Raw genomic sequence first — 15,260 nt, 5'->3', positions numbered from 1 at the left:
TTTTCCTACGCGGTTAAACCGACAGTTCAACCAACAGCTTGTTCAGCCGGCGCACATAGGCCGCCGGGTCTTTCAGACTATCGCCCGCTGCCAGTGCTGCCTGATCGAAGAGGATGTGCGACAGGTCGCCAAAACGCTCTTCGTTCTGCTCGGCGTCGAGCTTCTCGATCAGCGGGTGAGCCGGGTTGAATTCGAAGATCGGCTTGGAGTCCGGCACCTTCTGCCCGCTCGCTTCAAGGATCTGACGCATCTGCAGACCCAAGTCCTGCTCACCGATTGCCAGAATCGCTGGCGAGTCGGTCAGACGGTGGGAAACCCGTACTTCGGCAACCGAGTCGGCCAGTGCGGTTTTCAGACGCTCGACCAGACCCTCTTTGGACTTGGCGACCTCTTCTGCGGCCTTCTTGTCCTCTTCCGAGTCCAGGTTGCCCAGGTCCAGGTCACCACGCGCCACGTCGACAAAGCTTTTGCCGTCGAAATCGCTGAGGTAGCTCATCAGCCACTCGTCGATACGATCGGTCAGCAGCAGCACTTCAATGCCTTTCTTGCGGAAGACTTCCAGGTGCGGGCTGTTCTTGACCTGGGCGTAGGTTTCGCCGGTCAGGTAGTAGATCTTGTCCTGACCTTCCTTGGCACGCGCCAGGTACTCAGCCAGCGACACCACTTGCTCACCCTCTTCGCCCTGAGTCGAAGCGAAGCGCAGCAGGCCGGCGATTTTTTCCTTGTTGGCAAAGTCTTCCGCCGGGCCTTCTTTCATGACCTGACCGAAGTTTTTCCAGAACCCCTTGTATTGCTCAGGCTCGTTCTTCGCCAATTTCTCCAGCATGTCGAGGACACGCTTGGTCAGCGCCGACTTCATCGAATCGATGATCGGGTCTTTCTGCAGGATTTCCCGCGACACGTTCAGCGACAGGTCGTTGGAGTCGACTACGCCCTTGATGAAACGCAGGTACAGCGGCAGGAACGACTCTGCCTGGTCCATCACGAACACGCGCTGCACGTACAGCTTCAGGCCTTTTGGCGCTTCACGCTGGTACAGGTCGAATGGCGCACGGGCCGGCACGTAGAGCAACGAGCTGTATTCCAGCTTGCCTTCGACCTTGTTGTGGCTCCAGCTCAGCGGGTTCTCGAAATCGTGGGCGATGTGCTTGTAGAACTCCTGGTATTCCTCGTCCTTGACCTCGGTACGCGGACGGGTCCACAGCGCGCTGGCGCGGTTGACGGTTTCCCACTCGACGGCCGGGGCCTCTTCGCCTTCGGCAGCCGCCGCTTCCTTCGGCAATTCAATTGGCAGGGCGATGTGATCGGAGTACTTCTTGATGATGTTGCGCAGACGCCAGCCATCGGCGAATTCGTCTTCAGTAGGTTTCAGATGCAGGACGATGCGGGTACCACGATCGGCTTTTTCGACAGTGGCAACTTCGAACTCGCCTTCGCCCTTGGACGACCAGTGCACGCCTTCGCTAGTGGCGAGGCCGGCACGACGGCTGAACACTTCAACCTTGTCAGCAACGATGAACGCCGAGTAGAAACCGACGCCGAACTGACCGATCAGGTGCGAATCCTTCTTCTGGTCGCCCGACAGGTTTTTCATGAAATCCGCGGTGCCGGATTTGGCGATGGTCCCCAGGTGGGTAATCACATCGCTGCGGCTCATGCCGATGCCGTTGTCTTCGAGAGTGACGGTCTTGGCGTCCTTGTCGAAGCTCACGCGAATTTTCAGTTCCGCGCCACCTTCCAGCAACTCAGGCTTGGACAGGGCTTCGAAACGCAATTTGTCGACCGCGTCAGATGCGTTGGAGATCAGTTCGCGAAGGAAGATTTCCTTGTTGGAATACAGCGAATGAATCATCAGGTGCAGCAGTTGCTTAACCTCGGTCTGGAAGCCCAGGGTTTCCTTTTGAGTTTCCACGCTCATGGTCATCAAACTCCAATTGGATGGCAGTGGCCGCGTCCTGAAAGGTCAGCGGCGGGATGTCATCAAAGTTGGGGGCTGTGTCGAGGATTTCAAGAGCCGACTGCTTCCTCAATCTTGAAATGTGCACGCGCCGTGGCAATCGCCTCGGCTTCAGTGCTCTGCCACGCGGTTATCGCGACGTTGGCCACCCGCCGGCCCTGGCGGCAAACCTGGCATTTGGCGTAAGTATCGCGAAACTGTCCGGCGCGCAGGTAATCGAGGGAGAAGTCGATGATCTTCGGCACCCCGGGCGAGCCGGTGAACACCAACAGGTGCAGGGCCGCCGCCAGCTCCATGAAACCGGCAATCACCCCGCCATGAATCGCCGGCAGCAACGGGTTGCCAATGTTGTCCTTGCTGGCCGGCAGCTTGAACAGCAACTCGTCGCCCAATCGCGAACACTCCACACCTATCAGCTTGGCGTAGGGAATCAGATGCAGCAGCGACGCATAGTCGCCCTGCGCGTGAGCCTGTTGCAGTTGTTCCTTGAAGTTATCGTTCATCTCGCCTCACCACTGATCCCGCCACCGAAGCCTTTGGTGCCCCTGATACCCTTGCCCATGCGCATGAAAGTGCCGACGACATGGGCGATCGGTTGCTCGGGATCGTCCTGATAGGCAAAGCCACGCATGAAGATCACATCAGTGGTCACCCGATAACACTGGGCGAAGCCGTAGACATCCTTGTACGGCTCGGCCGGATGCATGTAGTCGATCCGCAGGTCGAGGGTCGGACACACCTCGAACTGCGGCAGGACACAGAGCGTGGCCATTCCACAGGCGGAATCCATCAATGTGGTAATCGCGCCGCCATGGATAACTCCGGTTTGCGGGTTACCGACGATGTGCGCGCTGTAGGGCAAGGTAATGGTGATGCCCTGTTCAGTGGCGCTATGGACCCGCAGATCCAATACCTGACAATGGCGCAGCGCCGATAAAAAGCGCGTCGCACGTTCAAAAATGGGGTTATCCGTCATGCGCTATAGGCTCTGGGCAAGGGATGATGCATAGCAGTTATGGGACTAAGAAAAAGTTCCCGTAAGAAGAAACTTATATATCTGAGGGATTCATTGAACTTAACCACGAGCGCCGTGCTCGAAAGGACAAGTAGATATTTTCCATAAGGAGAAACACCCCATGCGTAAGACTTTAGCTATTGCCTTGATGTTGACCGCTTCCCTCGGTCTCGCTGCCTGCGATAAAAAATCCGAGGACAAAGCTCAAGATGCCAACCAACATGCTGAGCAAGCACAGCAAAAGATGAACGAAGCTCAGGATAAGGTGAACGAGGCAGCGAAAGAAAACGCCGAAGCCGCCAAAGATCAGGCTGAATCGAACAAAGCTGCCGCAGAAGAAGCCGCTCCTAAAACCAACTGATCCGGTTTTAGCGCTTCAATATAAAGCCCGCCAAGTGCGGGCTTTATTGTGTTTGCAGGAAAATGACGGTTAGAGCAACACGGTCCGAAATGTCGGACTGAGCATTAACAGCAGCGAACAGACCAGGCCGATCACCCACACCAGACTGCGCTGCCAGGCCAGATCAGCCCAGTAACACAACAAGTAAACAATCCGCGCAACAACAAACACAATGGCCAGCCCATCGATCAGCCAACCCGCTGTTTGCGTGGTGTGTGCCATTAACACGCCCACTGCAAACACAATAAACGCCTCGAAACTGTTCTGGTGGGCCGCCAGTGCGCGTGCACCAAAACCGGTAAGTTGTGCCTGTTGCTGACGTGGCAGATGATTGTTGTAGCACCCCTGCTCTTTCATCGCCTTGCCCACCGGCATGCGCGCGACAAAAATCAGCAACGCACTGATAAACACACACCAGAACGGGATACTCATCAACTCACCTCTTTACTGGCTTCGGGCAATGGCGCCTCTGTAGGGGTATAGACCATGACTTCAAGTACGTCGGAATGAAACTCCCGGCGATACAACACCAGCACCACGCCGGCACTCAGCAACATGAACAACCAGGGACTAACGAACCAGGCCAGCATGGTCATGCCGAAGTAATAGGAACGCAGGCCAAAGTTGAACTGGTTGGCCGCCATTGAAATCACCCGCGCAGCACGTTGGGCAAATGCCTTGCGCTCCTGCTCGGAAACATGCCGCTCACCTACCATCGGCGCCGAGCCCACCAGAACCGCCGCGAAGTTGTACTGGCGCATGCACCAACTGAAAGTGAAGAAGGCGTAGACGAACACCAGCGCCAGGCACAGCAGCTTTATCTCCGACATACCCTGGGACGCTTGCTGCACCATGGGAATGTCCGCCAGCAGCGACACCGCGCGCTCGGAGGCACCCAGCACGGTGAGGATGCCGGCGAGGATGATCAGGGTGCTGGACGCAAAGAAGGACGCGTTGCGCTCCAGATTGCCAATCACGCTGGCATCGGCGATGCGGTTATCACGCAGCAGCATGCGGCGCATCCAGTCTTCTCGGTATAGGTGCAGAACACTGGCCAGGCAGGCCGTGTCGCGGCCTTTCCAGGTGGCGTAGCGGGTGTAACCGCCCCAGCAGGTGACAAACCAGAGCGCGGCGATGATGTGCAGCAGATTGGCGTGGACGAACGACATGCAGTTCCTTGTGTGGTGCGAGGTTCAAATGGAAAACAGTGCTTCGACGTTAGCCGACAAAAAAAGACACGACCAGCGGCCCATAAAAAATGCCCCGTATCGATTGATACGGGGCATTTCCTGTTACATCAGCGTCCGCTTGTGGCAGACGTCGAGGTTTACGCCAAGGCTTCGCTGCGCTTGCCCAGCAGGCGATCGCAGGCTACGGCAATCACCAGGGTGAAGAAGCACGGCACCAGCCACGCCAAGCCTTGCTCGGCGAGCGGCAGGTGCGTCAGTTGCGTCGGCATCCAGTCGGCCAGGCCAGCACCCTTGAGCGCATCGATCAGGCCAAACAGGAACGACACCAGCATGACCGGACCAACGATGCGGCCCTGCTCCAGCCAGAAGTCCTTGCAGAAGCTCAGGGCTACCAGAACGATGCACGGCGGGTAGATAGCGGTCAGCACCGGGATCGAGAACGCGATCAGGTTGGTCAGGCCGAGGTTGGACACCAGCAGCGAGAACGCCGCCAGGATGACCACCAGAGTCTTGTAGGACAGAGGCAGCACACGGCTGAAGTATTCGGCGCAGGCGCAGGTCAGGCCGACGGCAGTTACCAGGCACGCCAGGGAAATCAGTACCGCGAGGAAACCGCTGCCCAAGGAGCCGAAGGTGTGCTGCACGTAAGCATGCAGGACCGCAGCGCCGTTGGTCGCGCCCATGGCCACCTCATGGCTGCCCGAACCCAGTCGGAACAGACTGACGTACACCAGCGCCAGGCCAACGCCGGCGATCAGCCCGGCAATGATGGCGTAACGGGTAATCAGCGCCGGTGACTCAACGCCACGGGAACGAATGGCATTGACGATCACGATGCCGAACACCAGTGCGCCAAGGGTATCCATGGTCAGGTAACCATTGATGAAGCCCTGGGAGAACGGCGCCGCAACATACTCCGCAGTGGCAACACCAATGTCGCCCGCCGGCAGCGCGAATGCAGCGATACCGAGTACCGCCAGGGCGATAATCTTCAGCGGCGCAAGGAAACGCCCTACGGTGTCCAGCAAGCGGCCTGGGTACAGTGAGATGAAGAACACCAGCAGGAAGTACACGGAGCTGTAGAGGAACAGCGCCAGCGGGCTTTCACCCGTCAGCGGCGCCAGACCCACTTCGAAAGATACGGTGGCAGTACGCGGGGTGGCGAACAGCGGCCCCACAGCTAGGTAGCAGGCTGCCGCCAGAATGCCGCCAGCGATCTTGCCAATCGGGCTACTCAGGGCGTCCATGGCGCCGCCGACCTTGGCCAATGCGACAACGGTGATCACCGGCAAACCGACCGCGGTGATCAAAAAGCCCAGCGCAGCCATCCAGACATGAGGTCCGGACTGTAAACCGACGATAGGCGGGAAGATGATGTTGCCAGCCCCGACGAACAGGGCAAACGTCATAAAACCAAGTGCCAGAATGTCCTGGCCTTTCAACACTTTCATTAAGGAAATACCACACTACTGAATCGGAATTTAGAGAGGGATTTCCCTGATGGGTGAGGGAAATGCTGTCGGTCCGTATGGGACTGACCCGTTTAGCGCGCAGCAACCTTGTGGGACGCAAACGCAAGATGGCGGCTAGGGTACCGAATTTGTGGGTCAAACGCACTGTTTGAGGGCGGACTATCCGATGCGCGACACTTCCGTGTCGCGTTTATGCATGTAAATGGTTTTCGCCTACATGTCCGTCATCGCGAGCAGCGAAACGTCGCCCGGGCTAGAACCACAGTTGACCGAGTTTCCATGTGGGAGCGAGCCTGCTCGCGAAGAGGCCAGCACAGCCAATACAACTATCAGAAACGACAAAGGCCACCCGAAGGTGGCCTTTGTCAGCAGAGCTGCAAGCTAAGCGCGAGGCTTACTTGACAGCCCAACCGGTCAGCTCAGCCAGGGCTTTGCCGATGTCTGCCAGCGAACGCACGGTTTTCACGCCTGCGTCTTGCAGCGCAGCGAATTTCTCGTCTGCAGTGCCTTTGCCGCCAGAGATGATTGCGCCAGCATGGCCCATGCGCTTGCCCGGAGGAGCAGTCACACCAGCGATGTAGGAAACAACTGGCTTGGTCACGTGTGCCTTGATGTAGGCAGCCGCTTCTTCTTCAGCCGAACCGCCGATCTCACCGATCATTACGATCGCTTCGGTCTTCGGGTCTTCCTGGAACAGCTTCAGGATGTCGATGAAGTTCGAACCCGGGATCGGGTCACCACCGATGCCGACGCAAGTCGACTGACCGAAACCGGCGTCAGTCGTCTGCTTAACAGCTTCGTAGGTCAGGGTGCCGGAACGGGAAACGATACCGACCTTGCCTGGCAAGTGAATGTGACCTGGCATGATGCCGATCTTGCATTCGCCTGGGGTGATCACGCCTGGGCAGTTAGGGCCGATCAGGGTAACACCCAGTTCGTCGCACTTAACTTTAGCGTCCAGCATGTCCAGAGTAGGAATGCCTTCGGTGATGCAGACGATCAGCTTGATGCCGCCGAAAGCCGCTTCCAGGATCGAGTCTTTGCAGAAAGGAGCCGGAACGTAGATCACGCTGGCGGTAGCGCCAGTGGCCGCTACTGCGTCTTTAACGGTGTTGAACACTGGCAGACCCAGGTGCTCGGTGCCGCCTTTGCCCGGAGTTACACCACCCACCATCTTGGTGCCGTACTCAATGGCTTGCTGGGTGTGGAAACTACCTTGCGAACCGGTAATGCCCTGGCAGATAACTTTGGTGTCTTTATTGATCAGGACGCTCATTATTTGCCCTCCGCAGCTTTGACAACTTGTTGAGCAGCGTCGGTCAGGCTGGTTGCAGCGATGATGTTCAAACCGCTTTCTGCCAGTACTTTAGCGCCCAGTTCAGCGTTGTTACCTTCAAGGCGAACAACAACCGGGATTTTCACGCCGACTTCTTTCACTGCACCGATGATGCCTTCGGCAATCATGTCGCAACGAACGATGCCGCCGAAGATGTTGACCAGTACTGCAGCGACGTTAGTGTCGGACAGGATGATCTTGAACGCTTCGGTAACGCGTTCTTTGGTAGCACCGCCGCCCACGTCGAGGAAGTTGGCTGGCTTGCCGCCATGCAGGTTGACGATGTCCATGGTACCCATGGCCAGGCCAGCACCGTTGACCATGCAACCGATGTTGCCTTCCAGCGCTACGTAGTTCAGTTCGAACTTGGCAGCGTGCGCTTCGCGCGGATCGTCCTGCGACGGATCGTGGAAAGTCTTCAGCTTAGGCTGACGGTACATGGCGTTGGCGTCGATGTTGATCTTCGCGTCCAGGCAGTGCAGATCGCCGTCAGCCTTGATCACCAGCGGGTTCACTTCCAGCAGGGCCAGATCGTGATCCTTGAACAGTTTGGCCAGACCTACGAAGATCTTGGCGAACTGGGCAACTTGCTTGCCTTCCAGACCCAGTTGGAACGCCAGCTCGCGACCCTGGAATGGCTGAGCGCCAACCAGTGGATCGATAGTGGCTTTCAGAATTTTTTCTGGAGTGTCGTGAGCGATTTTCTCGATGTCCACGCCACCTTCGGTGGAAGCCATGAACACGATACGACGGCTCGAACGGTCAACGACAGCGCCCAGGTACAGCTCTTTAGCGATATCAGTGCACGATTCAACCAGGATCTTGGTGACTGGCTGACCATTGGCGTCAGTCTGGTAAGTCACCAGACGCTTGCCCAGCCACTGCTGTGCGAAGGCTTTGGCGTCTTCTTTGCTGCGAACCAGCTTTACGCCGCCCGCTTTACCGCGACCACCGGCGTGGACCTGGGCTTTGACAACCCACTCACTGCCGCCGATTTTGTCGCAAGCTTCTGCTGCTGCTTCCGGGGTGTCTACCGCGTAACCGGTGGATACTGGCAGGCCGTACTCAGCGAACAGCTGCTTACCCTGATACTCGTGAAGATTCATGCTTATTACCGTCTTCGTTAGGTACTGCGCATTCGGTGCTGCACTTGTAAAAGTGCCGCACCACCTGTGACTGCTGCTTGCATAGCGGAGCTATGCAAGACTGCGTCCAGCGGATATTCCGCGGTGAGTCTTGCAAGCAAGGCTCACGACGGGCCAAACCGCCGTGGTTTCTTATTATGTCTTAACGCTTCTTGCGGTTGGCGATGTGGATGGCGCCGCCATTCACTGCCAAAGCTGCTTCGTGCAAGGCTTCAGACAGGGTCGGATGGGAGAAAACCATCATGCCCAGGTCTTCAGCGCTGGTGCCGAACTCCATACCGATCGCGCCCTGCTGAACCAGTTCTGCAGCGCTTGGGCCAATCACGTGGACGCCCAGTACGCGGTCAGTCTTGGCATCTGCGATGACCTTGACGAAACCACCGGTGTCGTTGGCTGCCATGGCACGGCCAGAGGCTGCGAACGGGAAGGTGCCGACGTTAACTTCAACGCCTTCAGCTTTCAAGGCCTGCTCGGTTTTACCGACCCATGCAATTTCCGGGTGAGTATAAATAACCGAAGGGATCAGGTCATAGTTCATCTGGGCCTTGTGGCCCTTGATGCGCTCGACAACCATGATGCCCTCTTCCGAGGCCTTGTGCGCCAGCATCATACCGCGCACCACGTCGCCGATGGCGTAGACGCCCGGTACGGTGGTGGCGCAGTGATCGTCAACGTGCACGAAACCGCGCTCGTCCAGGGTCACGCCGCAGTCGGCGGCCAGCAGATCAGTGGTCACCGGACGGCGACCAACGGCTACGATCAGCTTGTCGAAAGTGATGGTCTGTTCGCCGTTGGCGTCGGTGTAGTTCACCAGAACTTCTTCGCCAGTGACTTTGGAGCCGGTCACGCGAGCGCCCAGCTTGATGTCCAGACCCTGCTTGGTCAGGGTTTTCAGCGCTTCCTTGGAAACAGCGGTGTCCGCTGCCATCAGGAAAGTGTCCAGGGCTTCCAGGACAGTCACTTGTGCACCCAGACGCGACCATACCGAACCCAGCTCCAGACCGATCACGCCAGCGCCGATCACGCCCAGACGTTTAGGTACGGTTTGGAATTCCAGGGCGCCGGTGGAATCGACGATCACATTCTGGTCAACCGGAGCAGGCGGAATGTCGATAGGACGCGAACCTGGAGCCAGGATCACGTTTTCAGCTTCGATGACTTCAACCGAACCGTCTGGCTTGGTGACTTCGACTTTCTTGCCAGCCAGCAGCTTGCCGTGGCCCTGGATCGAAGTAACACCGTTGGCCTTGAACAGGGTCGCAACGCCGCCGGTCAGGTTCTTGACGATGCCAGCCTTGCGGCCAACCATCGCAGCGACGTCCATTTTGACTTCGCCGGTGGAGATACCGTGAACGTTGAAGCTTTCTTTGGCTTCCTTGTACTTCCAGGAGCTGTCCAGCAGCGCCTTGGACGGAATGCAGCCAACGTTCAGGCAGGTACCGCCCAGGGCTTGCTTGCCTTCGGCGTCGGTGTACTTCTCGATGCACGCGGTCGACAGACCCAGTTGGGCGGCCTTGATGGCAGCCACGTAGCCGCCAGGGCCAGCACCGATCACTACTACGTCAAATTTCTGTGACATGTAAAAGAATCCTCTTTAGCGAAAAGCTCCAAGCCGCAAGCTGCAAGCCGGGCTGCATTGACTCGCAGCTCGAAACTTGCAGCTCACGGCTGCTTCAATCAGATATCCAGCAACAGACGAGCCGGATCTTCCAGCAGGTTCTTGATGGTCACCAGGAAGGTTACAGCTTCTTTGCCATCGATCAGACGGTGATCGTAGGACAGCGCCAGGTACATCATCGGACGGATCACGACCTGACCGTTGATGGCCATAGGACGCTGGATGATGTTGTGCATGCCCAGAATTGCAGCCTGAGGCGGGTTGACGATCGGCGTCGACATCATCGAACCGAAAGTACCACCGTTGGTGATGGTGAAAGTACCGCCGGTCATTTCGTCCATCGACAGTTTGCCGTCGCGGGCTTTCTTGCCGAAGGTGGCGATGCCGCCTTCGATTTCAGCCAGGCTCATGTGTTCGGCGTTACGCAGAACCGGGACCACCAGGCCACGGTCGCTGGAAACCGCCACACCAACGTCGGCATAACCGTGGTAAACGATGTCGTTGCCGTCGATCGACGCGTTGACTGCCGGGAAGCGTTTCAGCGCTTCGGTAGCGGCCTTGACGAAGAACGACATGAAGCCCAGGCGCACGCCATTGTGGGACTTCTCGAACAGGTCCTTGTACTTCGAACGCAGGGCCATGACTTCGGTCATGTCGACTTCGTTGAAAGTGGTCAGCATCGCCATGTTCGATTGTGCTTCTACCAGGCGCTTGGCCACGGTTGCACGAACACGGGTCATCGGAACGCGCTTCTCGACGCGGTCGCCAGCAGCGAATACCGGAGCAGCAGCGGCAGGTGCAGCAGCCTTGGCCGGAGCAGCAGCTGGAGCCGAAGCCTTGGCGGCAACAGCAGCAACTACGTCTTCCTTGGTCACACGACCGCCTTTGCCAGTGCCGGCAACGGAAGCGATGTTGATACCGCTCTCTTCAGCCAGCTTGCGTGCAGCCGGGGCAGCAACAGGATCGTCTTCGCCAGCAGCGGCCGGAGCAGCAGCTTGTGCAGCGGCAGCCGGAGCGGCAGCAGCTGGAGCGGCAGCAGCACCGCCTTCAACGATCGAGCCCAGGACTTCGTCGGACAGAACGGTTTCGCCTTCGTTCTTGACGATAGCGCCCAGCACGCCGTCAGCAGTAGCCAACACTTCCAGCACGACCTTGTCGGTTTCGATGTCGACGATCAGTTCGTCGCGCTTGACCGCGTCGCCCGGTTGTTTGTGCCAGGTGGCAACGGTGCCATCGGCAACCGATTCCGGGAAAGTGGGGGCTTTGATCTCGATAGCCATTGTCTGTGGTTCCTTAAATTCGGTTTCAGGTGCGCGAAGGCGTTAAACAGTAAAGGCGTCTTGCAGCAGTTTTTCCTGCTGCTCAGCGTGCATCGATGCGTAACCACATGCCGGTGCAGCAGAAGCCTCACGGCCCGCGTACTCGAGTACGAGAGACTTGTTGAGGTTTGCGATGCTACGACGCAGGTGGTGTTGGCTGCAGTACCACGCACCCTGGTTCATCGGCTCTTCCTGACACCACACGGCATGCTTGACGTTGGTGTAAGGAGCCAGGACTTCTTTCAAGTCGTCCTCAGGGAATGGGTACAGCTGCTCGATACGCACGATGGCAATATCGTCACGGCCTTCGGCACGGCGTTTTTCCAGCAGGTCGTAGTAGACCTTGCCGCTACACAGCACGACGCGCTCGACCTTTTTCGGGTCCAGGGTGTCGATTTCCGGGATAACGGTCTGGAACGAACCTTCGGCCAGATCTTCCAGGGTCGAGATGGCCAACTTGTGACGCAACAGCGACTTCGGAGTCAGAACGATCAATGGCTTGCGCAGCGGGCGAATCACCTGACGACGCAGCAAGTGGTAGATCTGCGCCGGAGTGGTCGGCACCGCTACCTGGATGTTGTGCTCGGCGCACAGCTGCAGGTAACGCTCCAGGCGTGCGGAAGAGTGCTCCGGACCCTGGCCTTCATAACCGTGCGGCAGCAGCATGGTCAGACCGCACAGACGGCCCCACTTGTGCTCGCCACTGGTGATGAACTGGTCGATAACTACCTGGGCACCGTTGGCGAAGTCGCCGAACTGGGCTTCCCAGATCACCAGCGCGTTCGGCGTGGTGGTCGAGTAACCGTATTCGAACGCCAGTACGGCTTCTTCCGACAGGTACGAGTCGTACATTTCGAAACGCGGCTGACCGTCGTACAGGTTCTTCAGCGGAACGTAGGTGCCGGCGTCTTTCTGGTTGTGCAGAACAGCGTGGCGGTGCGAGAACGTACCGCGGCCAATATCCTGACCCGTCATGCGGATCGGGTGACCTTCGAACAGCAACGTCGCGTAGGCCATGGTCTCGGCGAAACCCCAGTTGATCGGCAGGCCACCGGCTTGCATCTTCTGACGGTCTTCGTAGATCTTGGCAACTTGACGCTGAACAACCAGACCTTCCGGAACTTCCAGCAGTTTGGCCGACAGTTCCTGCAAGGTTTTCAGATCAAAGCGAGTGTCGTGACGCGCAGTCCAGGCGTGACCCAGGTACGGACGCCAGTCGACGAACAGCTCTTTGTTCGGTTCCTTGACCAGGCTTTTTACAACATGCAGACCGTTGTCCAGCGCATTGCGGTATTCGTCGACTTTCGCCTGAACACGCTCTGCGTCGAGCACGCCGCTCTGGGTCAGGCGATCGGCATACAGCTCACGGGTAGTGCGCTGTTTGGTGATCTGCTGATACATCAGAGGCTGGGTACCGCTTGGCTCGTCGGCCTCGTTGTGGCCGCGACGACGGTAGCAGACGAGGTCGATCACCACGTCACGCTTGAACTGCATGCGGTAGTCAATAGCCAACTGGGTCACGAACAAAACGGCTTCCGGATCATCACCATTCACATGGAGGATCGGCGCCTGGATCATTTTCGCGACGTCGGTGGCGTACTCGGTGGAGCGCGAGTCCAACGGGTTGCTGATGGTGAAGCCAACCTGGTTGTTGATCACGATGTGCACAGTACCGCCGGTTTTGAAACCGCGGGTCTGCGACATCTGGAAGGTTTCCATCACCACACCCTGGCCGGCGAATGCTGCGTCGCCGTGGATGGAGATTGGCAGAACCTTTTCACCGGTCGGGTCGTTGCGACGATCCTGACGGGCGCGAACCGAACCCTCGACCACCGGGGAAACGATTTCCAGGTGGGACGGGTTGAACGCCATGGCCAAGTGAACTTCGCCACCACTGGTCATTACGTTGGACGAGAAGCCCTGGTGGTATTTAACGTCACCGGAACCCAGCTCGACCTTCTTCTTGCCTTCGAACTCGTCGAACAGCTCGCGCGGGTTCTTGCCGAAGGTGTTGACCAGTACGTTCAGACGGCCACGGTGGGCCATGCCGATGACGATTTCCTTGGTGCCGTAGGAACCGGAACGCTGGATCAGCTCGTCGAGCATCGGAATCAGGCTCTCGCCGCCTTCCAGACCGAAACGCTTGGTGCCCGGGTATTTGGTACCCAGGTATTTTTCCAGACCTTCACCGGCAGTCACACGCTCGAGCAGGTGGCCCTTGATGTCTGCGGAATAGGTCGGACGACCGCGCACGCTTTCCAGACGCTGCTGGAACCACTGGCGCTGCTCGGAATCGGTGATGTGCGTGAATTCAGCGCCGATGGTGCGGCAATATGTCTGCTGCAACGCTTCGTGAATTTCGCGTAGGCTCGCTTCCTCTTTGCCGATGAACAGGTCGCCGGCACGGAAGGTCGTATCAAGATCGGCATTGGTCAAGCCGTAATGATTGATCGACAGGTCTGCAGGTGCAGGACGCTGCCACAGTCCCAGCGGGTCAAGCTGGGCTGCCTGGTGGCCACGCATACGGTAGGCCTGGATCAATCGCAGCACTTCAACTTGCTTCTTCTCGTGCTCACTGCTCACGCTGCCGGCGGAAACCGGTTGGGCGCGGCGCTGGTTCTTTGCCAGCAGCACGAAATGATCGCGAATTGTGGAGTGCGAAACATCGATGGCAGAGTCGCCATCTGTAGGCAACTTCTGAAAGTAGGTGCGCCACTCTTCTGGCACAGCGTTAGGGTCGTGCAGGTAGAGCTCGTAGAGCTCTTCCACATAGGCAGCGTTACTACCGGACAGGTAGGCGCTGTTCCACATGCGCTGCATCACGCTTTCTTGCATGCTTGGTCACCCTCGGTTAGGGGAACACCATCGGCGAAGACACCGAGCAAACTTGCAGAAGTCCGAGTGCAGCGACCAAAACAAGCCACTTAGGATCACGCTGATAGTCCGGGTACCAGCCCGGATGCCCCTGCTTGTCTCATTTCTTCAAAATAAGAGCCGCAGCCTTGTAAGCTGCTGCTCTGGTTATAGCTACGACGCGGGTTGAAGCCCGCGCCTTAGCTCCTTCGGTTACAACGGTGCTACGGGTACTACAGCTGAATCACACGCCGCTTTGCAGAAGCATGTTACGAATGTGACCGATGGCCTTAGTCGGGTTCAGGCCTTTCGGACAAACGTTGACGCAGTTCATGATCCCGCGGCAGCGGAATACGCTGAACGGGTCATCCAGCGAAGCCAGACGCTCGGTAGTCTTGGTGTCGCGGCTGTCTGCCAGGAAGCGGTACGCTTGCAGCAGTGCAGCTGGACCCAGGAACTTGTCCGGGTTCCACCAGAAGGACGGGCAAGAGGTCGAGCAGCAAGCGCACAGGATGCACTCGTACAGACCGTCAAGCTTTTCACGCTCTTCAGGGGACTGCAGACGCTCGATGGCCGGAGCCGGCGTGTCGTTCTGCAGGAATGGCTTCACCTTCTCGTATTGCTTGTAGAAGATGCTCATATCGACGACCAGGTCACGGATTACCGGCAAACCTGGCAGCGGACGAACAACCAACTTGTTACCTTTTACAACAGCGGACAGCGGCGTGACGCACGCCAGGCCGTTTTTGCCGTTGATGTTCATGCCGTCGGAACCGCAAACACCTTCACGGCAAGAGCGACGATAGGAAAAACCCTCGTCCTGCTCTTTGATCAGGGCCAGCACGTCCAGCACCATCAGGTCTTTACCACCGGTATCAACCTGGAATTCCTGCATGAACGGCGCGGCGTCCTGATCAGGGTTGTAACGATAAACGCTGACTTTCAACATGGCGGC

At 57.8% G+C, this 15,260-nt stretch carries 13 protein-coding genes; 1 reads left to right on the top strand and 12 read right to left on the bottom strand.

Features of this window, described 5'->3' with window-relative positions:
* Window positions 1-13 precede the first annotated feature (13 nt).
* The 3 genes from htpG to KW062_RS08920 form a co-directional block, all read right to left on the bottom strand.
* Window positions 14-1,918, bottom strand: coding sequence for a molecular chaperone HtpG (htpG, locus tag KW062_RS08930; protein WP_027621091.1), 1,905 nt, complete (start codon window positions 1,916-1,918; stop codon window positions 14-16).
* A gap of 89 nt (window positions 1,919-2,007) precedes the next feature.
* On the bottom strand, window positions 2,008-2,460 hold the full coding sequence (locus tag KW062_RS08925) for a PaaI family thioesterase (RefSeq protein ID WP_027621090.1): 453 nt from the start codon (window positions 2,458-2,460) through the stop codon (window positions 2,008-2,010).
* Complete coding sequence (locus KW062_RS08920) at window positions 2,457-2,933, bottom strand: PaaI family thioesterase (RefSeq protein ID WP_027621089.1); 477 nt, start codon at window positions 2,931-2,933, stop codon at window positions 2,457-2,459. The genes KW062_RS08925 and KW062_RS08920 overlap by 4 nt, the downstream gene beginning before the upstream one ends.
* Window positions 2,934-3,093: 160 nt before the next feature.
* On the opposite strand from KW062_RS08920, the gene KW062_RS08915 reads away from it, so the two are divergent.
* Window positions 3,094-3,333 carry a hypothetical protein gene (locus KW062_RS08915; protein ID WP_027621088.1) on the top strand — a complete coding sequence of 80 codons (240 nt, stop codon included), beginning with the start codon at window positions 3,094-3,096 and terminating at the stop codon, window positions 3,331-3,333.
* A 69-nt stretch (window positions 3,334-3,402) separates the two neighbouring features.
* On the opposite strand, the gene KW062_RS08910 is transcribed toward KW062_RS08915, so the two are convergent.
* The 9 genes from KW062_RS08910 to KW062_RS08870 form a co-directional block, all read right to left on the bottom strand.
* A complete protein-coding gene (locus KW062_RS08910) occupies window positions 3,403-3,804 on the bottom strand; it encodes an MAPEG family protein (RefSeq protein ID WP_105754374.1) in 402 nt (133 codons plus the stop codon).
* A complete protein-coding gene (locus KW062_RS08905) occupies window positions 3,804-4,541 on the bottom strand; it encodes a DUF599 domain-containing protein (protein WP_027621086.1) in 738 nt (245 codons plus the stop codon). The genes KW062_RS08910 and KW062_RS08905 overlap by 1 nt, the downstream gene beginning before the upstream one ends.
* A 158-nt stretch (window positions 4,542-4,699) precedes the next feature.
* Window positions 4,700-6,013, bottom strand: a complete 1,314-nt coding sequence (gene brnQ, locus KW062_RS08900) for a branched-chain amino acid transport system II carrier protein (protein WP_027621085.1) — start codon at window positions 6,011-6,013, stop codon at window positions 4,700-4,702.
* Window positions 6,014-6,428: 415 nt separating this feature from the next.
* Complete coding sequence (gene sucD / locus KW062_RS08895) at window positions 6,429-7,310, bottom strand: succinate--CoA ligase subunit alpha (protein WP_003223019.1); 882 nt, start codon at window positions 7,308-7,310, stop codon at window positions 6,429-6,431.
* Entirely contained in the window at window positions 7,310-8,476 is a 1,167-nt protein-coding gene (gene sucC / locus KW062_RS08890) for an ADP-forming succinate--CoA ligase subunit beta (RefSeq protein WP_007919879.1), read from the bottom strand. Before sucC ends, sucD begins: the two co-directional genes overlap by 1 nt.
* Window positions 8,477-8,657: 181 nt before the next feature.
* Window positions 8,658-10,094, bottom strand: coding sequence for a dihydrolipoyl dehydrogenase (gene lpdA, locus KW062_RS08885; RefSeq protein WP_027621084.1), 1,437 nt, complete (start codon window positions 10,092-10,094; stop codon window positions 8,658-8,660).
* 98 nt (window positions 10,095-10,192) lie between these two features.
* Window positions 10,193-11,413, bottom strand: coding sequence for a 2-oxoglutarate dehydrogenase complex dihydrolipoyllysine-residue succinyltransferase (odhB, locus tag KW062_RS08880; protein ID WP_027621083.1), 1,221 nt, complete (start codon window positions 11,411-11,413; stop codon window positions 10,193-10,195).
* A 42-nt stretch (window positions 11,414-11,455) separates the two neighbouring features.
* A complete protein-coding gene (locus KW062_RS08875; protein WP_027621082.1) occupies window positions 11,456-14,287 on the bottom strand; it encodes a 2-oxoglutarate dehydrogenase E1 component in 2,832 nt (943 codons plus the stop codon).
* A gap of 262 nt (window positions 14,288-14,549) precedes the next feature.
* Complete coding sequence (locus KW062_RS08870; protein ID WP_027621081.1) at window positions 14,550-15,254, bottom strand: succinate dehydrogenase iron-sulfur subunit; 705 nt, start codon at window positions 15,252-15,254, stop codon at window positions 14,550-14,552.
* Window positions 15,255-15,260: the final 6 nt, after the last annotated feature.

The sequence above is a fragment of the Pseudomonas fluorescens genome (genome assembly GCF_019212185.1).
Taxonomy (GTDB): domain Bacteria; phylum Pseudomonadota; class Gammaproteobacteria; order Pseudomonadales; family Pseudomonadaceae; genus Aquipseudomonas.
This window is presented reverse-complemented; position numbering and strand designations above follow the sequence as displayed.